The sequence below is a fragment of the Halorubrum sp. SP9 genome (assembly GCF_005435015.1).
GTDB lineage: Archaea > Halobacteriota > Halobacteria > Halobacteriales > Haloferacaceae > Halorubrum > Halorubrum sodomense.
Genome location: NZ_SGXU01000044.1, coordinates 1 through 17,658 on the forward strand (window position 1 = coordinate 1; position 17,658 = coordinate 17,658).

Genomic DNA, 17,658 nt, shown 5'->3' on the forward strand with positions numbered 1-17,658 from the left:
CTTCGACACGACAGCGACAGCTCGCCAGTATCAACAATCTCCTACGGAAGAGCGTTTATTATTTCTGAACTGCTCTCATCTTTTGATTCCAGCTTTTCTTTTGTTTCTCTATCAATAACGAAGGCATCATTAAATCCAGTTACTATCCCTCTGTTTATTTCTCCCTCAATGTAATTCTCTAGTGACTGTTTTTTACCAATCTTATCAAGTACGGAGTTGACCTTCTTGGATCGGAGTCTCCAAGTTTCGCCAAAATTCTTAGCTGGAACCTGTACAGACTCTGATTCGACGTATCTACCTAAGTCGGAAAACGATAGATGATCTACATCAACGTACTCAGTATCAATATCGCTGTTCGTTCTCTTCTTAAGTATAAATATCGCAGGATATGTTGTTACCCCGGAGAAAACAGGTAGATCTTTAAAATCGATTATTTTACGCATTTCACTTTCTTCTGATAAATACGCTCTCAGATTCTCTCCGTAATTAGCAGTAATAAACCGATTAGAAGAGATGTATCCGACAGTTCCACCAATTCGTGAAATGTTCAATCCCCGTTCGAAAAAGTACGAGTAGATATCGGCCTTCCCATCATAAACACGGAAATTGATCTCAACATAGTCCTTAATCTCGCTTAGTTTTTCCTGACGGACATACGGCGGATTCCCGACAACCGCATCAAACCCCGCCTCGGCCATCTTCTCGCCCGCCGAATCGAAGAACACCTCGGGGAACTCAAGTTCCCAGTGGAAGAAGTCCAGCTCGGCGGCCGTCGCCTGTGCCGATTTGAACCACGGCTCCTCGCGGATCTCCGCCCAATCGTCCTCCGCTTCGATCGCGCCCGCCATCTGCTCGTAGGCGTCCTCCGGCACGTCAACGCCGAACTCCTCGGCAGTGTGGACGTTCGCCAACTCGAAGAGGCGCTTGTAGAGGGGATCGTCGCGGATCTCGTGGTACAGATCCTCCATCGACTTGATCTCGTCGAGCGTCTCGTTGTCGTACGCGAGCAGGTCCGCCATCAGGTCCATCACGTGTTCAAGCGTGTCCTGCCGAACACGGGCGAACGCCTGTGTGAGCGTGATCTGCCCGTCGTCGTCGCCCGGCCCGTCGTCGCTCAGGACCTCGGTGATGTCGCTGCCGACAAGCGAGTTGCCCGGCTTCACGTGGTGATCGAGGAACGCGAGCGGCTGGTCCGCGGCGAGCGTCTCCAACCACATCGAGAGCTTCGACAGCTCGACCGCCATCTCGTTGATGTCGACCCCGTAGATAACCTCCTTCGAGATCTGCCGGCGGATGTGCTGCTCGTCTAAGAACCCCGCCTGCTCGTCGAGCGCCCGCACTTCGTCCATCACCTGCTTCGAGAGGTAGCCCGTCGCCTTCGTGAGGAAGTGCCCGGACCCCATCGCCGGGTCGAGGATGCTCAGTTCCTGGACCCGATTGAAGAACTCCGCGGCGTACTCCACGGTCTCGGGTTCGTACCCCTCCGCGCGGAGGTCCTCGTGAATCTCGTCAAGCAGCGGATCCACCGTCTCCTCAACGATGTAGGTGACCACGTAGTCGGGCGTGTAGTACGCGCCCGTCGCCTTCCGCTCGCCCTCGTCGTTGACGACGTACAGCCCGCCCTCGTCGACGACCTCGACCGCGTCCGCGACCGAGACCTCGTCTCCCGACTTCCAGACCTGTCCGCCGTCCTCAGCGACCGCCGCGACGCCCTCCGGCCCCGCGATCCGGAACTCGTGTTCTAACAGCCCCTCGTAGATCGACCCGAGGTGCCGCGTGTCGAGGTCAGCGTAGTCCGCCGGGACGTGCTCGCCCTCCTCGTTCTCCGTGGTCGACAGCCAGTAGACCACCTCCGCGATGTACGGGTCCTTCACGTCGTTCTCGGTCAGGAACGCGTGGTCCTCGCGGCTGAACAGGCCGCCGTTGTACGGCGGAATCCCGAGGTCCTCTTCGCCCTCGTCGATCAGCTCGAACAGCTCCGAGAGCCGCCCCCAGATCGACGAGGAGTACTGACTGAACTCCTGCTCGAACGCCGCGCCGGACTCGACGTCAAGCCCGTCGACCTCGTCGAGTATCTCCTCGCGTTTCGCTTCGAGGCTGAAGTACTCCTGATATTCCTCGCTGGCGGCCGGGTCGTCGGGGTCGATCAGCCCCCGCGACTCGGCGTAGAGGACGAACATCAACCGGTAGAGCAGCACCAGCGACTGCTCTTTCAGTTCGTCGGCGCTGAGTCCGTCCTCGTCGTTGGGATCGATTTCCAGATCGTTCGACTCGACGAACCCCTTTCCGAGGACCCGCAGCGCTCGGAACACGTTGTCTTGGAGGTCCTCTCCAAGTTCCTGTGCGGCCGTCTCCGATTCGGACCACACGTCGTCGAGGAAGGAACTCCCGGCCGTCTCGACGAACGCTCCGGGCCGGAAGAAGACGTAGAAGTACTTGAACGCCTCTAGGTTCCCGCTCTCCAGAATCTCCGGCAGGTCGACCTCGTAGTACGTCTGTGTCTCGTAGTCCTTCGTGCCGTAGAGCCGCCACTTCTTCCCGTCGGTGAGGATCCCCCAGTTCAGATCGCCGGGAGTCCGTTCGAGGTAGAACTTGATCTGGTGAGACGCGTCGCGATAGGACCGCTGTTCGGAGAAGAACTTCTCAAAGTCGGCGTCCCACTGCTTGGCTTCGAGGATCGACAGCGCCCGGGAGAAGTGCCCTTCCGTGCCGCTGTCAAGCGCCTGCCGGGCACTCTCGCGGCGTACGTCCTTGTTCTCGAAGAGTAGCCGGTCGACGTAGCCCCCGCCGTCCGGGAGCGTCACCTCGGAACTCGTGCCGTACCCGAGGATGTCGAGAACCTCGGCGATCCACGTGTCGATCAGTTCGTCCTCCTTGTAGGAGGGCAAGAGCGCTCCCTCCCGGTTCCAGAGGTCACGAATCTGCTCGAACGCTTCCTCGGCTTCGGCGTCACAGTCCCACGCGTCGAGGTCGGCAACGCGCTCGTCGAGATAGTAGCCAGAGAAGAGGCTGGAATTCCGGTAGGGACCGCTTCCGAGCGTCGCTTGGCTCATTGAATATCAAACCCACACGTCAGCGCAATTAAATAGATGACGGAGATAGTCACAGATTCCGAACGGTCGCGGGCCGACACCGAGACAACACTCTCAGGTAGCGATTAGAACCGATCTCCCGACGCCGCCTCAGTCGCACCCAACGCCCGCCGATCAGCGCCGTCTCGACCTACTGGCGCGTTTCGACCACGACGTTCAGCCCCGCTCGTTGAGCTTCACGATCGGGCGCAGGTCGGTCGGGTCCGGCATCGACTCGACCACCGCCGCGACGCGGTCAGCGATCGCGTAGGTGTCCGTCGTATCGTCGGCGTAGTAGAGCACCGGCACGTCCCCTCGCGTCTCCGCGTCGAGAAAATCGGTGTCGTGCGTGAGGACGACGTAGCCGCCCTCGCGAGCGAACGCCGCGATCGACTCGTCGTCGACGCCTTCAGAAAGCGCCTCGTGGACGTGTTCCGCGGCGACGCCCTTTCCCCGGAGTGACTCCGCGACCCGCGGACTCGTGTCCTCGTCGACGAGGACCCGATACTCCATCCGGTTTCGCGCCCTCGTCGCCTTTCAGCTCCGACAGCGACACCGCACCCGCCTCCTGCGCCGCAGCCTCGCGGTCAGCCCGCTGACGCTCGACCGCCGCCATCCCGTCGGGGTGACTGTGGTAGTACTGGAGCGCGCCGTACACGTCCGCCACGTCGAGGTCGAGCTGCTCGGCCACCTCCTCGGCCGACTTTCCGGCCCCCTCGACGAGCCCCTGAATCCGCCGGACGGTCACGCGCCGCCCCTCGATATGCGGCTCGTCGTGGACCTCGGTCGCGATCCGAACCGACGACTGTGCCATACCCGCGCGTATTAGCCGAGAAAACATACAACGTCGCTCTAGCGGCCATCGCTGGCTTCAGCGAGTACTATTCGGTCTATGTCAGAGATATCATCATCACAGTACCGGCACTGCGCGGTTTCGTCGGAACCGCCGATTTGGCGGTTCATAGCGCACCCTCGAATGCGTTTTTCGGGCGTTAGAAGGCGTTGAGACTGCCGATAACGGCAATCTGTAAAGAATCTGATGGGACCGCTGAGAGTCGAACTCAGGTCATACGGACCCCATCCGCATAGGATACCACTACCCCACGGTCCCTGACTACACGACGAGAAACGACGGTCCGGTAATTAAGGACTTCGCTTCACTCCTCGCCGGCGTCCCGCGGGACCACGAGGTCGCCGTCGTCCCGGACCGCGAGGCTGCCGATCGGGTCGCCCTCGTAGACGGCGAGCCCCTCGCAGCGGCCGAGGACGTAGCCGTCCGCGTCGGCGCGGACCGTCGCGCGCTCCGTGCCCGCGGCGTCGACCACGTCAGCGAGGGCGTCGCCCTCGGCGAACGCGTCGCCGGCCGCGACGCGGTGCCGGACGAGTCCGGCGGCGTCCGTCGTCGCGCTCCGGAAGCGCCGCACGGGAAACTCGACGGGCGCGGGATCGACGCCGACGCCGGACTCGTCGACCGACGCGGGCACGTCGCCGGCGGCCAGCAGGCCCATCTCGACCGCGACGCCGAACGCGCCCGCGACGCCCGCGTCGAGGAGCGCGTCGTCGACGACGCTGTGCGCGCCTAACTCCGCCGTGAACGCCGGGATACCCGCCTCGTTGAGCACGGCGCCGGCGGTCGACCGCTGGAGGTTTTCCTCGACGTACTCGGCCGCGGGGTACTCCCGGACGACCGGGAGGCCGAACGCGTCGACCAGCCGGCCGAGCTCCTCAGAGAGCGCGGTCGCCTCGGACGCGCTCCGGCGGTCGCCGTGGAGGACGCGGTCGCGGATGACGAAGGGGTCGCTGCCGACGCCCGCGGTGTGACAGTCGATCAGCGCGTCCGCGGCCGCGTTCGTCCCGACCGTCTCGACGGCGAACTCGCCCGCGTCGCTCGGAGGGTCACCCGTGATCGCGGCGTACAGCCGGGCGTCGATCCGCTCCTGGAGCTTCGGCGGGCGGGCCGACTCCGCGTCGGCGTCCGGGAAGTGGCGGTTCGGGTCCTCGTCGGCGTAGTACGTCTCCCTCGCGTTCCGGCGCAGTCCGGCCGGGGAGACCACGGGCACCGCGACGACCGCGCCCGCGAGGTCGGCGAGGCGGTCGCCGAGGGCCGCGACCGCGTCCTGAACGACCGCGACGCCCGTCGCCTCGTCGCCGTGGACGCCGCCCGTGAGCCACAGCGTCGGCCCGTCGCCGGCGCCGTTCGCGACCGCGACCGGCAGCGCCTCCGAGCCCCCGGTCGGGAGGTCCGCGACCGGGAGCCGGCCGCGGTCGAGCGTCCCCGGCCCCGCGCTCGCGCTCCCGAGTGCTATTCGGCCGCCCTCGTCCCCGTCCGCGTCAGACTCGTCCATACCCGGGTTCGAGGGTAGTGGAGTTATAAAAGAACGCGCTCTAAGTCGACGACGACCCCGCTGTCGGCGTCCGGATCGCCGACGACTCGCCCGAGACAGACCGCGGTGCCGTCGGGGGTGAAACACGCGATGAGAGGGGGATCCCCGTCACCGGTGCGGTCCGGCCGAGCGGCGTCGTCGATGTCGATCACGCCGGGCGCGTACACGGGCGCACCGGTCGCGACGTTGCGCGCGGCCGACGGTGCGATCCTCACGGCCGGGAGGTGCGTCAGGGCGTCCTCGGCGGGACGGACCACCTCGCGGAGGAGCGCGTCGTCGCCGTCCTCGGCCCACGCGAGCGCGTCCACCAAGTCCTGAAGCGTGCGGAGGTCGCGGTCGTCGAACGGGTCGGTGGCGGTGCGCCGGAGGTGCCCCATGTGCGCGCCGACGCCCGCCGCGAGCCCGATGTCGTGGCACAGCTTCCGCACGTACGTTCCCGACTCGCATCGGACCCGGAGGAGGGCCTTCCGGTCGTCGACCGCCAGCACGTCGAGGTCGTGAACCGTCCGCGTGCGGAGCCGGCGGCTGACGGCGCTCTTCCGCGGCGGCTTCTGGTAGATCTCGCTCTCGAACTCCGCGACGACGTCCCGGAAGTCCGCCGGGGGCGACCCGTGGAGCTCCAGCACCGCGACGTACTCCTTGGTACCCTCCAGAAACACCTGCGCCATGCGCGTCGCGTCCCCGGTCAGCGTGGGGAGACAGCCGGTGACCTTCGGATCCAAGGTGCCGGAGTGCGCGACGCCGCCGGTGGGGGGGCCCTCGGGGTCGAGCGCCGCGAGCGTCTCGTCGACCGCGTCGCGCACCCACGCCGACACCTGGTGCGAGGAGGGGCCGGCTGGCTTGTCGAGGTTGACGACGCCGAACCGGAGCAACTCCGACACCGACCGCTCCTCGGGCGGGGCTCTGAGGGGGCCCTCGCCGTCGGCGCGTTCGTCGGCGTCGGCGTCGGAGGCGTCTGTCATGGGTGGTGCGGTGGCGGGCGGTTCAGAAGTCGTACACGACGCCCTCGACCGGGGACTTCCCCTCGTCGTCCGCGGGGTCGTACGCCTCGACGGTCGCGACGAGGACGTCGAGGAAGCGCTCGGGCCCCCAGCGGGCGGTGTTGTACGCGGCGTCGTAGATCGAGAGGTCCTCGATGTCGATGTTGTAGTACTCCTCGTACCGCTTGCGTTCTGAGGCCTCGCGGCGCTCCGTCTCCGTTCGCGCGCGGTCGACCGGCTTCGCCTCGCGCTCCGCGATCCGCTCCGCGCGGACCGAAAGCGGCGCGTCGAACCAGAACCGGAAGTCGGCGTGGTCGGCCGCGAGCCACCCGGCGAGCCGCGACTCGAGGACGACGTCGTCGCGGTCGACGGCGATATCGCGGAGCCGACGGTCGAGGTCGCGGTCGATCTGGGGGTCCTCCTCGGCGAACTCGTTGAACTCGACGGGCGTCATGTCGCGTTCGGCCGCCATCTCGCGGAAGATGTCGCCGCCGGAGACGTGCCCGAGACCGAGCGCGTCGGCGAGCTGCGCGGCGTTGGTGCTCTTCCCGCTGCCGGGCGGGCCGGAGACGGTGATCAACATATCGTCACTGCGCGGGTGTCGTTCAAAACGGTTGTCGTTCGGTCGCGTCGGGCGTCGACTCCCGGACCGCGTCGCCGACTCGCTCAGGGCTCGTCGTCGGCCGTCGCGGCCGTCATCGACCAGACCGCGACGAGGCCGAGCAGGAGCGCGGGGACGAGCGGGAGCGCGAGGTACGTCGCGAAGAAGGGGAGGCCGAACCAGCCCGCCGCGTACGGGTAGACGTAGATGATCCCCGGGATGACGAGGGCGCAGGTGAAGATCGCCGCCGTCAGCGCCCACCCCTTGCGACCGAAGCCGTCGGCGGAAGGGTCGTCGGCCGTCGACGACCCGAGGCCGACGGGCTCGTCGCCCTCGCCGCCGTCGGCATCCGGAACGTGGACGTAGCCGCCGTCGGTGGTGCCGTCCGGGTCGGTCGCGTCGGTCTCAGAGCTCACTGTCCGGTTTTACCACCACTTTGCCAAAGCCCTCACGGTTCTCTATCATCTCGTGTGCGCGCGCCGCCTCGCTCATCGGGAGGACCTCGCGAACGCGGGGCTCGAAGGTGCCGTCCCAGACGAGTTCGAGTACGTCGTCGACCTCGCCGGGCGTCGCCATCGTCGACCCGAGCACCGACAGCTGGTTCCAGAAGATGCGGTTGAGACCGGCGCCCGGATTCCCGCCCGTCGTCGCGCCGCAGGTGACGAGCCGGCCGCCCTTCGCCATCGACTTCAGCGAGTCGGGGTAGGTGGCCTCGCCGACGTGGTCGACGACGACGTCGACGCCGCGTTTGCCGGTGAGTTCGTCGATCTCGTCCGCGAAGTCGTTCGCCTCGTAGTCGATGACGTGATCGGCGCCGCACTCCTCGGCGTGCGAGAGCTTCTCCTCGGTGGAGGCGGTCGCGTACACCTCACAGCCCGCGTGGTCGGCGATCTGGACGGCCGCGTGGCCGACGCCGCCCGAGGCGCCCAAGACGAGGACCTTCTCGCTCGCCTCGATTTCGGCGCGCGTGTGGAGCATTCGCCACGCGGTCTGGAAGACGAGCGAGGCGGAGCCGGCGACCTCCCAGTCGACGCCGTCCGGGACCGGAACGAGGTTCGCCGCCGGGACCGTCGCCTTCTCGGCGTGAACGCCGCGGACGTGTTCGCCGATGATGTGGAAGGAGACGCACAGCGACTCCTCGCCGTTGCGACAGAACTCGCACTCGCCGCAGGAGACGCCCGCGCTCACGGCGACGCGGTCGCCGGGCTCGAACCGCGTCACGCCCTCACCGACGGCCTCGACGACGCCGGCCGCGTCGCTGCCCGGGACGTGCGGCATCTCCAAGTCGATGCCGGGCATCCCGCGTCGGGTCCAGATATCGAGGTGGTTCAACGCGCCGGCCTTGACATCGACGAGCACCTCGCCGCGGTCCGGCTCGGGGTCGGGGAACTCGCCGTACTCGATCACGTCGCGGTCGCCGTGGTCGGCGAACTGAACGGCCTTCATGGTCGGACTCTCCCGCGGGATCCACTAAACAGTACGCCTCACGGAAACGGGCGGTGCGCCTCGATGGCTCTGGTGAAACCCTCTGAGAGAGACACGTTCTACCCGGTCTCGGTCAACACAGACGTAGCGACGAGCGATTTCGGGAGTGAGTGTAGTACGTCTTGAGAGCGGTCGTTTATAATTCAGATTGCGGTGTTGCTGTCGGCTGTTTATAAGTGATTGACGCTACTGCGGTGAGTACCTCCAAAGCCCCAGTCGCGAGGCGGACGCACGCTCGCTGTGCTCCTCGCTCAGTCGCTGGCGCTCCTTCGCTGCGGTGCTTAACGTCGCCTGCGGCCGCCTCGCGACTGCCCCTTTGAGTCCCGCCCCGCACGGCACCTCACGCCTCCCCAACCTCGTCAGTCGCCTCCGCTTCGCTCCGGCGACTGACTCCCTCGCGGGCTGGCTCGCGGCCGCCGAGGGCGGCCGCTCGCAGGCGCGCCACCGCCTGCCATTTATAAGCGCTCGTCGCCGTCGCTCATCGCCTTTTAAATACGCTCCCGCCACCGCCGATCTGCGATACTCACTCCCGCGATCGATCAAGAAGCACAACTCACCGATCGGCCGTTTCAGACGGGAAAACATCTGAAAAACAGGGCTCCAACAGCGCCGTCTCGACGGATTCTACGCGTCCTTCGCGACCTCGTCGCCCCTCGATACTCCCGACGCGACGACCGTGCGAGACCCCCACAGCACCCCGACCGTTTCGTGATGTTTAAGTACCGAAAGCGGGAGGTAACGAACGCACGAACTGTAGGGGCGTCGGGCCCCGAGTCCGAGAGGGCGATGATACAACGCGGGTTGCGGTAGCCAAGCCTGGCCCAAGGCGCAGGGTTGCTAACTCTGTGGCGTCACTGCCTCCGGGGTTCGAATCCCCGCCGCAACGCTCGAACGGACGAGTACCGCCGGATTCGCGCCGGTAGGGCTCACCACAACCAACACATGAGCACGGAAGAATCACAGGACGACTCGCCGGAGGAGGAGGAAGACCTCCAGTACTTCGTTCGGATCGGGGGCGCGGACCTCGACGGGACGAAGACGGTCGAGCGAAGCCTGTCCGAACTCGACGGCATCGGCACGCGCACGGCGCGGCTGGTCGCCGAGAAGGCCGACGTGGACCGAAACGCCACGTTCGGGCTCCTCGACGAGGATGACATCGACGCGGTGGTCGACATCGCCGAGAACCTCGAAGACCACGTCCCGTCGTGGATGACGAACCGACAGAACGACTTCTTCACCGGAGAGACGACGCACCTCGTCGGCACCGACGTCAGCGAGAAGCGCCGTCACGACATCAACCGGATGAAGATCATCGAATCGTACAAGGGCGTGCGCCACAAGCGCGGGCAGAAGGTCCGCGGGCAGCGCACCAAGTCCACGGGTCGCTCGGAGGGGACCATCGGGGTCAACGTCGAGGAGATCCGCGAGGAGATGGCCGACGAAGAGGAGGGTGACGACGAATGAGCACCGGAAAGAACACCAAGGGCTACGAGACGCCGAACCACCCGTACCAGGGCGAGCGCATCGCCGAGGAGTCCGACCTCCTCTCGCGGTACGGTCTGAAGAACAAAGAGGAGTTCTGGCGCGCCCAGTCCGAACTGCGTAACATGCGCCGGGAGGCCCGACGGCTGCTCGGCGAGGCGCAGGGCGACGTCGACGCCGCCCAGGACGCCGGCGCGGAGTTCGTCACACGGCTCCGCCGCATCGGCATCCTCGGCGACAACGACGACATCTCGACGGTCCTGTCGCTCGACGTGACCGACTTACTGGAGCGCCGGCTTCAGACGGTCGTCTACCGCCAGGGATTCGCCTCCTCGACCCAGCAGGCCCGCCAGTTCATCGTCCACGGCCACATCACCGTCAACGGCGCTCGCGTCACGCGCCCGTCGGTGAAGGTGGACGTCGACGACGAAGGCGCCATCGCCTTCGACGAGACGAGCCCGCTCGCGGACGATCTCCACCCCGAGCGCGCGGAGTCACAGGAGAGCAACTAATGAGTGAATCCGAGGACGGAAAGTGGGGCATCGCCCACGTGTACGCGTCGTTCAACAACACGCTCATCACGGTCACCGACGAGACGGGCGCCGAGACGATCGCCAAGTCGTCCGGCGGCACCGTGGTGAAGCAGAACCGCGACGAGGCGTCGCCGTACGCCGCCATGCAGATGGCGGAGGTCGTCGCCGAGCGCGTGAAGGACGCCGGTCTGGAGGGCGTCCACGTTCGCGTGCGCGGCCCCGGCGGCAACCTCAACAAGTCCACCGGTCCCGGTGCGCAGGCGACGATCCGCGCGCTCTCGCGTGCGGGCGTCGAGATCGGTCGCATCGAGGACGTCACGCCGATCCCGCACGACGGGACGAAGGCGCCGAAGAACAAGCGAGTCTGACATGACCGAAGACGAATTCGATGTCCAGTACGTCGAACGGGACGAACGCAGCGCGCGGGTGCTGATCCGCGGGCTCACGCCGGCGTTCGCCAACGGCATCCGCCGGGCGATGATCGCCGACGTCCCGACGTTCTCGATAGACACGGTCCAGTTCGTCGAGAACTCCTCGGTCATGTTCGACGAGATGATCGGGCTTCGGCTGGGGCTCGTCCCCCTGACGACGCCGCTCGACGACTTCGAACTCGGCGACGAGGTCACCCTCGCGCTCGACGTCGAGGGACCGGCGACCGCGTACTCCGGGGACATCGAGTGCGCCGACCCGCTGGTCGGGGTCGCGGACGACAACGTTCCGATCATCGAGCTGAAGGAGGGCCAGCGCCTCGAGTTCGAGGCGACGGCGGTGTTAGACACCGGGAAGGAGCACGCCAAACACCAGGGCGGCGTCTCCGTCGGCTACCGCCACCTCCAGCGCGTCTCGGTCGAGGGCGACCGGGGCGAGTTCGACGAGGACGAGCCGAACATCCTCCGCGGCGTCATCGAGACGCCCGAGGGCGACATCGAGCTCACCGACGAGTTCGACAACGACCTCTCGGAACGGTTCCCCGGGAAGGAGGTCGCGGTCGAGGACGTGCCGGGCGCGTTCGTCTTCCACATCGAGACGGACGGCTCGTTCGACGTCGAGGAACTGCTGCTCCGCGCGATCGACTCCATCGAGGCGCGCGCGGACGAACTACAGACGAAAGTCGCAGTATAAGGAAATGACGGCCCTTCGAACCACCCCCCTGACCGTCGCCCCCGCCGCCAGCCGCGGCCCCGCTCCCAGCGCCGGAGCGCCCGCGGCCGAGGCGGTGGACGGCGGGACCGAAAGTGGTTTGAAGGGAGCCGGAATACGGTGGAGTGCACGCAGGGATAGCCAAGTCAGGCCAACGGCGCAGCGTTCAGGGCGCTGTCCTGTAGAGGTCCGCAGGTTCAAATCCTGCTCCCTGCACTCCGTTTTCCACGAACTCTCCGTTCAGGAGGGACAGCCATGAGTAGCAAGACGAATCCGAAACTACAGAACCTCATCGCCGATCTGAAGTCGGTCTCGCGCGACTCCGGTGCCAACGTGTGGCAGGACGTCGCCGACCGACTGGAGAAGCCACGGCGCACGCACGCTGAGGTCAACCTGGGCCGCATCGAACGGTACGCTCAGGAAGACGAGACGGTCGTCGTCCCCGGCAAGGTGCTGGGCAGCGGTGTGCTCGAAACGAACGTCACCGTCGCCGCGGTCGACTTCTCCGGGACCGCCCGGACGAAGATCGATCAGACCGGCGAGGCGGTGACGCTGGAACAGTTCATCGAACAGAACCCCGAAGGAAGCAACGTCCGGGTGGTCCGATGAGTCTCGCGAAGATAGACGCGGACGTCGTCGTCGACGCCCGCGACTGCATCCTCGGTCGCGTCTCCTCGGAGGTCGCCCAGCGCGTCCTCGCCGGGGAGACCGTCGCCGTCGTCAACGCCGAGCGAGCCGTCATCACCGGCAACGAGGAGGCGACGATGGAGACGTACCACAAGCGCGCGGAGCTCGGCTCGGACAGCGGGCCGTACTACCCCAAGCGCCCCGACCGGATCTTCAAGCGCGCCATCCGGGGCATGCTGCCGTACAAGTCGGAGGACGGCCGCGAGGCGTTCTCGAACGTGCGCGTGTACGTCGGGAACCCCTACGAGCGCGACGAGGACGTCGAGAGCGTCGTCCTCGACGGCACCTCGCTCGACCGCCTCTCGAACATCAAATTCACCACGCTCGGGGACATCTCCGAGTCTCTGGGAGCCAACGTCACATGGTAACGAACACCTCAGGCAAGAAGAAGACGGCCGTCGCCCGCGCCACCGTGCGCGAGGGCGAGGGTCGCGTGCGAATCAACTCCCAGCCAGTCGAGCTGGTCGAACCGGAACAGGCGCGGCTCAAGATGCTGGAGCCGTTCCGCATCGCGGGCGAGGAGCTCCGCGACGGCGTCGACATCGACATCGACGTCCAGGGTGGCGGCTTCAGCGGCCAGGCGGACGCGACGCGGACCGCCATCGCCCGCGGACTCGTCCAGCACCTCGGCGACGCCGAGCTGCGCGACGCGTACATGAACTTCGACCGCACCCTACTGGTCAACGACGTGCGCCAGTCCGAACCCAAGAAGTGGGGCGGACCCGGCGCGCGCGCTCGCTACCAGAAGTCCTACCGCTGAGGTGATCCAGTCATGATGATCCCCGTCCGGTGTTTCACGTGCGGCAACGTCGTGGGTGAACACTGGGAAGAGTTCAAAGAGCGGGCTCGCGAGGGCGACGAAGACCCGGGCGAGGTCCTCGACGACCTCGGGGTCGACCGGCACTGCTGCCGGCGCATGCTGGTCAGCCACCGCGACCTCGTCGACGTCGTCTCGCCGTACCAGTAACTATGTCAGGACAGCGATACAATCGATACGAGAAGGCACGCATCCTCGGTGCGCGAGCGCTACAGGTGTCCTACGGGGCGCCCGTGCTGATCGAGACGGACCAGACGGAGCCGATCCTCGTCGCCGCCGAGGAGTACGACGCGGGCGCGCTCCCGTTCACCGTCCGGAGGGAGAGCTGATGACGCGGATCACGAGCGTCTCGCTCCGCCGCGTGCTCGACTCGCGCGGAAACGCGACGGTCGAGGCGGACGTGCTCACCGAGTCCGGCGGCTTCGGGCGGGGCGCGGCCCCAAGCGGGGCCTCGACGGGCGAGTACGAGGCGATCGAACTGCCCGCGAGCGAGTCCATCGCGAAGGCCCGCGAGCACGCGGTGCCGCGCCTCGAGGGCGTCTACGCGGGCGACCAGCGCGCGGTCGACAACGCCCTGCGGGCCGCCGACGGGACGGACGACTTCTCGGCCATCGGCGCCAACAGCGCGGTCGCGGTCTCGATGGCGGCGGCGAAGGCGGCCGCCGACGTGCTGGGCGCGCCGCTGTACCAGCACCTGGGCGGCGCGTTCCGCGGCGAGAACTTCCCCGTTCCGCTCGGCAACGTCGTCGGCGGCGGGGAACACGCCAAGGAGGCGACCCACATTCAGGAGTTCCTCGCGGCGCCCGTGGGCGCGCCGAGCGTCTCGGAGGCCGTCTTCGCGAACGCCGCGGTCCACGCGGCGGTCGCGGACGTGCTCGACGAGCGCGGCGTGCCCGCGGCGAAGGGCGACGAGGGGGCGTGGGCGCCCCCCATCTCGGACGCCGAGGCGTTCGAGGTCGTCGACGAGGCGGTCGATCGCGTCGAGGACGACGTCGGATTCGAGATCCGCTTCGGCCTCGACATGGCGGCCGCCGAGCTGTACGACGACGACCGAGAGGCGTACGTGTACGGCGACGAGACGAAGTCGGCCGACGAACAGATCGAGTACGTCGCCGGCCTCGTCGACGAGTACGACCTCGCGTACGTCGAGGACCCGCTCGACGAGAACGACTACGAGGCGTTCGCGACGCTGACCGACCGGGTCGGCGACCGGACGCTGATCTGCGGCGACGACCTGTTCGTCACCAACGTCGAGCGGCTCGAAGACGGGATCGACGCGGGCGCGGCCAACAGCATCCTGATCAAGCCGAACCAGATCGGGACGCTGTCGGACGCGTTCGACGCCGTCGAGCTCGCCGCTCGCAACGGGTACGAGACGGTCATCTCGCACCGCTCGGGCGAGACCGAGGACACGACCATCGCACACCTCGCCGTGGCGACCGACGCCGGCTACATCAAGACCGGCACGGTCGGCGGCGAGCGAACGGCCAAGCTGAACGAACTGGTCCGCATCGCGGACGACGCGGTATGACGGACCGACACCACGCATGAGCGAAGACAACGACGCGGTCGAACTCGACGACGACGCGGAGACCGAGGCGGTCGACGCGGCGGTCGAGGAGGAGGCCGACACGACCGAGGAACCGACCGCCGACGCGGCTGCCGAGGGGGCGTCCGCCGACGCCGAACCCGAAGCAGCCGCCGACGCCGAGAGCGAGGCCGCCGCCGCGGCCGCGGAGGAGACCGAGGAGGAGGACGACGACGCCTCCCCGTTCGACGACGACGTCATGCCCGACGACGACGTCGACCTGCTGATCCCCGTCGAGGACTACCTCTCGGCGGGGGTCCACATCGGGACCCAGCAGAAGACGAAGGACATGGAGCGGTTCATCCACCGCGTCCGCGACGACGGGCTGTACGTCCTCGACGTGAGCCTCACCGACGAGCGAATCCGCACGGCCGCGGACTTCCTCGAGAACTACAATCCCGAGCAGATCCTCGTCACGTCCTCGCGGCAGTACGGTCGGTTCCCGGCCGAGAAGTTCGCGGACGCCATCGGCGCCCGCGCCCGCACCGGTCGCTTCATCCCGGGCACGCTGACGAACCCCGACTACGCCGGCTACATCGAGCCGGACGTCGTCGTGGTCACCGACCCGATCGGCGACGCGCAGGCCGTCAAGGAGGCCATCACCGTCGGCATCCCGGTGATCGCGATGTGCGACTCCAACAACCAGCTGTCGAACGTCGACCTCGTCATCCCGACGAACAACAAGGGTCGGCGCGCGCTGTCGGTCGTCTACTGGCTCCTCGCCAACGAGACGCTCGACCGCCGCGGCGCCGACACCGTGTTCGCCCTCGAGGACTTCGAGGACGAACTGTAGGCCGGTCGTTTTTCGCGTTTCGGTTCCCGTTCGCCCGTTCGACGTCCGCGAGCCGTCGGTATCTCGACTCGCGGGGATCGATCACCCCCAACGCCGTCCTCACGTCTGCGCGTTGTTACGCGGTTGAGCCGTCCGCCGACGAGGGCTCGTCGTCACCCGTCGCGTCGGCCGCCGGCACGTCGTGGGTCCAGCGCGGCTCGATCTCGCGGTTGGCCATCACGATCCGGTCGCCGGCGTCCGTGTCGATCCGCGTCTTCCGGAGCTCGATGGCGGCGACGGTGCCGGTGACGCCCTTCGCCTCGACGCGATAGCCGACGTTGAAGTCGGGGTCGCGGAGGAGGTAGACGCCCGCCACCGTGTCCTCGATCATCTCGGAGAGCGCGTACGAGACCCCGAGGGCGATGAAGCCGACGGCGGTGCCCAGACTCGCCGCGATGTCGCCCATCCCGAGCACCTTGAGGAAGGTGAGCGCGACGCCGAACCAGAGGAAGATGGCCACGAGCGTGGCGATCAGGTCGCCGACGAGTTCGCGGTCACCGATGTACACCCGGTCGATCGACCCCCGAACGAGCGCGAGGACGACCTTCACCGTCACGTACGCCAGCGCGAGGAACACCACCCCCGAGAGCAGCCGCGGTATCGCGACGGCCAACCCCTCGACGAAGTCGGTGAGCGAGCGGGCGACGAGCGACGAGATCCGCGTCATGCCGACCCGAACACGCGCCCGGATGGAAAAGGTACGGGACGACCGCCGCGTCAGTTCGCGTCGGTGTCGGAGGTGAATACGCCGTCGAGGTCGACGCTCGGCTCGCGCCGCGGCTCCGAGTCGCCGCCGGACCGGTCGTCCGGCACCCGCTCGCTCGCGAGTCGCATCAGTCGTTCGTGGACGTCACCGACGACGTACGCGTTCTCGTACTCGTCGATGTCGATGTCGAGGTGGTGCGGTTCGACGTCCGAGTGGAAGCGACCCATTACCTGCCCGTGCGACGGACACGATATTAAACGCCGCTAAGAGCCATATGTACCGATATATACCGGTCGTCGGCGCAGCCTACTCGTTTGCCACGCGTTGACACCCGGTCTCCAACCGCAACGCGGGCGTCCCGTCGGAGGCGGACTCGATCCACAGTTCGACGCCGCTGCGGTTCGGATCCCCGCAGGGAAGTCCCGGCCGCTCGACCCCCGGCCAGTCCCGCTCGAATCTGACGCCGTCGACGGTCACGACGACGGACTCCGGCTCCGACGACCCGGGAATGGGCTCGTCCTCCTCGGCCTCGTTGTCGTCCGAGAGGCGATACGCTTCCTCGAACAGCGTCGCGCCGCTCGCGTCGGTGACCGCGACGGTCACGTCATGAGTCTCCTCGCGCTCTCCGAGGTAGACGCTCACCCAGTGGGCGGGAGCCGAGTCGGAGCCACTTCCGGCGCACCCGGCGGCGGCGACGACGAGCGCCGTCGACAGTCCGGCGACGAACGTGCGGCGAGTTGCGGAGGGCATCGGTCACTCGTTGTCCGGATACCGACTTAAATGATCGCCTCCGGTCGTGCGGTCCGGTCACGAGCAGGTCGACCGGTAGCCGTTCTCCGGGCCGTCGGAGAACACGAACGTGTGGCTCAGCGAGTCGCGGGGACAGTCGGCGAACGAGGTCCGGACCACTCGCCCGTCCGGCGCTTCGAACACGTACACGACCGCCGTACCGGGCTCCCAGGCGTCGAACGTGGCGGTCCGCGTCTCGCCCGGCGAGACGACCAAGCGCCGCTCGGTCGCGTTCCACTCGGCGCTCAGCGAGGCGTTGTAGTACGGGCCGTCGGTCTCGAACCGCAACCGCTCTACCGTCGTCCGCGCGCCGGTCTCGTTCGTCGCCCGGAAGGTGACGTTGCCGGCGCCGACCGGCTCCTCGATCAGGTACGCCGTCAGCCGGTACTCGGTCGCCTGCGCGTTCTCGACGGTCACGTCGGCGGCGGTGCCGCCGAGGCCCGCGCACCCGGCGGTGACGAGCAACAGGACGCAGGCGAGCGCCCGACGGCGAGTCATCGCCGACCCCCTCCGGCGGCCGCTCCGTCGGCCCGCCGCGCCGGGCTCCCCGCCGCGAGCGCGGG

Annotated in this window: 21 protein-coding genes, 3 tRNA genes and 2 pseudogenes; 13 read left to right on the forward strand and 13 right to left on the reverse strand. The window is 67.0% G+C overall.

Features of this window, described 5'->3' with window-relative positions:
- Positions 1 to 56 precede the first annotated feature (56 nt).
- The 9 genes and pseudogenes from EXE45_RS15125 to EXE45_RS15165 all read right to left on the reverse strand — a co-directional run.
- A pseudogene (locus EXE45_RS15125) lies at positions 57 to 3,053 on the reverse strand (Eco57I restriction-modification methylase domain-containing protein); the annotation flags it as partial.
- A gap of 195 nt (positions 3,054 to 3,248) precedes the next feature.
- Positions 3,249 to 3,584, reverse strand: coding sequence for a DUF5615 family PIN-like protein (locus EXE45_RS15130; RefSeq protein WP_137694793.1), 336 nt, complete (start codon positions 3,582 to 3,584; stop codon positions 3,249 to 3,251).
- Between the two features lie 7 nt (positions 3,585 to 3,591).
- A pseudogene (locus tag EXE45_RS15135) lies at positions 3,592 to 3,885 on the reverse strand (DUF433 domain-containing protein); the annotation flags it as partial.
- A 226-nt stretch (positions 3,886 to 4,111) separates the two neighbouring features.
- Positions 4,112 to 4,182, reverse strand: a tRNA-Pro gene (locus tag EXE45_RS15140).
- A 46-nt stretch (positions 4,183 to 4,228) separates the two neighbouring features.
- A complete protein-coding gene (locus tag EXE45_RS15145) occupies positions 4,229 to 5,416 on the reverse strand; it encodes a succinylglutamate desuccinylase/aspartoacylase family protein (protein WP_137694794.1) in 1,188 nt (395 codons plus the stop codon).
- 23 nt (positions 5,417 to 5,439) lie between these two features.
- Positions 5,440 to 6,417: an RNA-guided pseudouridylation complex pseudouridine synthase subunit Cbf5 gene (locus EXE45_RS15150; protein ID WP_137694795.1), complete on the reverse strand. Its 978-nt coding sequence runs from the start codon at positions 6,415 to 6,417 to the stop codon at positions 5,440 to 5,442.
- A 22-nt stretch (positions 6,418 to 6,439) separates the two neighbouring features.
- Complete coding sequence (gene cmk, locus EXE45_RS15155) at positions 6,440 to 7,018, reverse strand: (d)CMP kinase (RefSeq protein WP_137694796.1); 579 nt, start codon at positions 7,016 to 7,018, stop codon at positions 6,440 to 6,442.
- A gap of 83 nt (positions 7,019 to 7,101) precedes the next feature.
- Positions 7,102 to 7,452, reverse strand: a complete 351-nt coding sequence (locus EXE45_RS15160) for a hypothetical protein (RefSeq protein ID WP_137694797.1) — start codon at positions 7,450 to 7,452, stop codon at positions 7,102 to 7,104.
- Positions 7,442 to 8,482, reverse strand: coding sequence for a zinc-binding dehydrogenase (locus EXE45_RS15165; RefSeq protein WP_092920436.1), 1,041 nt, complete (start codon positions 8,480 to 8,482; stop codon positions 7,442 to 7,444). The genes EXE45_RS15160 and EXE45_RS15165 overlap by 11 nt, the downstream gene beginning before the upstream one ends.
- An 839-nt stretch (positions 8,483 to 9,321) precedes the next feature.
- On the opposite strand from EXE45_RS15165, the gene EXE45_RS15170 reads away from it, so the two are divergent.
- The 13 genes from EXE45_RS15170 (at position 9,322) to rpsB (ending at position 15,561) form a co-directional block, all read left to right on the forward strand.
- Positions 9,322 to 9,407 (forward strand) — tRNA-Ser (locus EXE45_RS15170).
- Positions 9,408 to 9,463: 56 nt separating this feature from the next.
- A complete protein-coding gene (locus tag EXE45_RS15175) occupies positions 9,464 to 9,985 on the forward strand; it encodes a 30S ribosomal protein S13 (RefSeq protein ID WP_092920435.1) in 522 nt (173 codons plus the stop codon).
- Positions 9,982 to 10,515, forward strand: a complete 534-nt coding sequence (locus EXE45_RS15180; protein ID WP_137694798.1) for a 30S ribosomal protein S4 — start codon at positions 9,982 to 9,984, stop codon at positions 10,513 to 10,515. Before EXE45_RS15175 ends, EXE45_RS15180 begins: the two co-directional genes overlap by 4 nt.
- Complete coding sequence (locus EXE45_RS15185) at positions 10,515 to 10,904, forward strand: 30S ribosomal protein S11 (protein ID WP_004046448.1); 390 nt, start codon at positions 10,515 to 10,517, stop codon at positions 10,902 to 10,904. The genes EXE45_RS15180 and EXE45_RS15185 overlap by 1 nt, the downstream gene beginning before the upstream one ends.
- Before the next feature lies 1 nt (position 10,905).
- Entirely contained in the window at positions 10,906 to 11,658 is a 753-nt protein-coding gene (locus EXE45_RS15190) for a DNA-directed RNA polymerase subunit D (protein WP_092920433.1), read from the forward strand.
- A 149-nt stretch (positions 11,659 to 11,807) separates the two neighbouring features.
- Positions 11,808 to 11,892 (forward strand) — tRNA-Leu (locus EXE45_RS15195).
- Between the two features lie 39 nt (positions 11,893 to 11,931).
- Positions 11,932 to 12,285 (forward strand): 50S ribosomal protein L18e, encoded by a 354-nt coding sequence (locus EXE45_RS15200; RefSeq protein WP_092920432.1) that lies wholly within the window; start codon positions 11,932 to 11,934, stop codon positions 12,283 to 12,285.
- Complete coding sequence (locus EXE45_RS15205; protein ID WP_092920431.1) at positions 12,282 to 12,731, forward strand: 50S ribosomal protein L13; 450 nt, start codon at positions 12,282 to 12,284, stop codon at positions 12,729 to 12,731. The genes EXE45_RS15200 and EXE45_RS15205 overlap by 4 nt, the downstream gene beginning before the upstream one ends.
- The gene (locus EXE45_RS15210; RefSeq protein ID WP_092920430.1) at positions 12,725 to 13,123 is read left to right on the forward strand and encodes a 30S ribosomal protein S9; all 399 of its coding nucleotides are present in this window, start codon (positions 12,725 to 12,727) and stop codon (positions 13,121 to 13,123) included. Before EXE45_RS15205 ends, EXE45_RS15210 begins: the two co-directional genes overlap by 7 nt.
- 12 nt (positions 13,124 to 13,135) lie before the next feature.
- Positions 13,136 to 13,330, forward strand: coding sequence for a DNA-directed RNA polymerase subunit N (locus EXE45_RS15215; RefSeq protein WP_006628058.1), 195 nt, complete (start codon positions 13,136 to 13,138; stop codon positions 13,328 to 13,330).
- A gap of 2 nt (positions 13,331 to 13,332) precedes the next feature.
- Complete coding sequence (locus EXE45_RS15220; protein ID WP_092920429.1) at positions 13,333 to 13,509, forward strand: DNA-directed RNA polymerase subunit K; 177 nt, start codon at positions 13,333 to 13,335, stop codon at positions 13,507 to 13,509.
- On the forward strand, positions 13,509 to 14,711 hold the full coding sequence (eno, locus tag EXE45_RS15225) for a phosphopyruvate hydratase (RefSeq protein ID WP_092920428.1): 1,203 nt from the start codon (positions 13,509 to 13,511) through the stop codon (positions 14,709 to 14,711). Before EXE45_RS15220 ends, eno begins: the two co-directional genes overlap by 1 nt.
- A 16-nt stretch (positions 14,712 to 14,727) precedes the next feature.
- Positions 14,728 to 15,561 carry a 30S ribosomal protein S2 gene (gene rpsB / locus EXE45_RS15230; protein WP_092920427.1) on the forward strand — a complete coding sequence of 278 codons (834 nt, stop codon included), beginning with the start codon at positions 14,728 to 14,730 and terminating at the stop codon, positions 15,559 to 15,561.
- A 115-nt stretch (positions 15,562 to 15,676) separates the two neighbouring features.
- On the opposite strand, the gene EXE45_RS15235 is transcribed toward rpsB, so the two are convergent.
- The 4 genes from EXE45_RS15235 to EXE45_RS15250 all read right to left on the reverse strand — a co-directional run.
- The gene (locus tag EXE45_RS15235) at positions 15,677 to 16,267 is read right to left on the reverse strand and encodes a mechanosensitive ion channel domain-containing protein (RefSeq protein ID WP_092920426.1); all 591 of its coding nucleotides are present in this window, start codon (positions 16,265 to 16,267) and stop codon (positions 15,677 to 15,679) included.
- Between the two features lie 50 nt (positions 16,268 to 16,317).
- The gene (locus EXE45_RS21375) at positions 16,318 to 16,533 is read right to left on the reverse strand and encodes a hypothetical protein (RefSeq protein ID WP_137694799.1); all 216 of its coding nucleotides are present in this window, start codon (positions 16,531 to 16,533) and stop codon (positions 16,318 to 16,320) included.
- 79 nt (positions 16,534 to 16,612) lie between these two features.
- Positions 16,613 to 17,056, reverse strand: coding sequence for a hypothetical protein (locus tag EXE45_RS15245; protein WP_137694800.1), 444 nt, complete (start codon positions 17,054 to 17,056; stop codon positions 16,613 to 16,615).
- Between the two features lie 57 nt (positions 17,057 to 17,113).
- On the reverse strand, positions 17,114 to 17,658 hold a 545-nt coding region (locus EXE45_RS15250; protein ID WP_206750474.1), incomplete at its 5' end, for a hypothetical protein.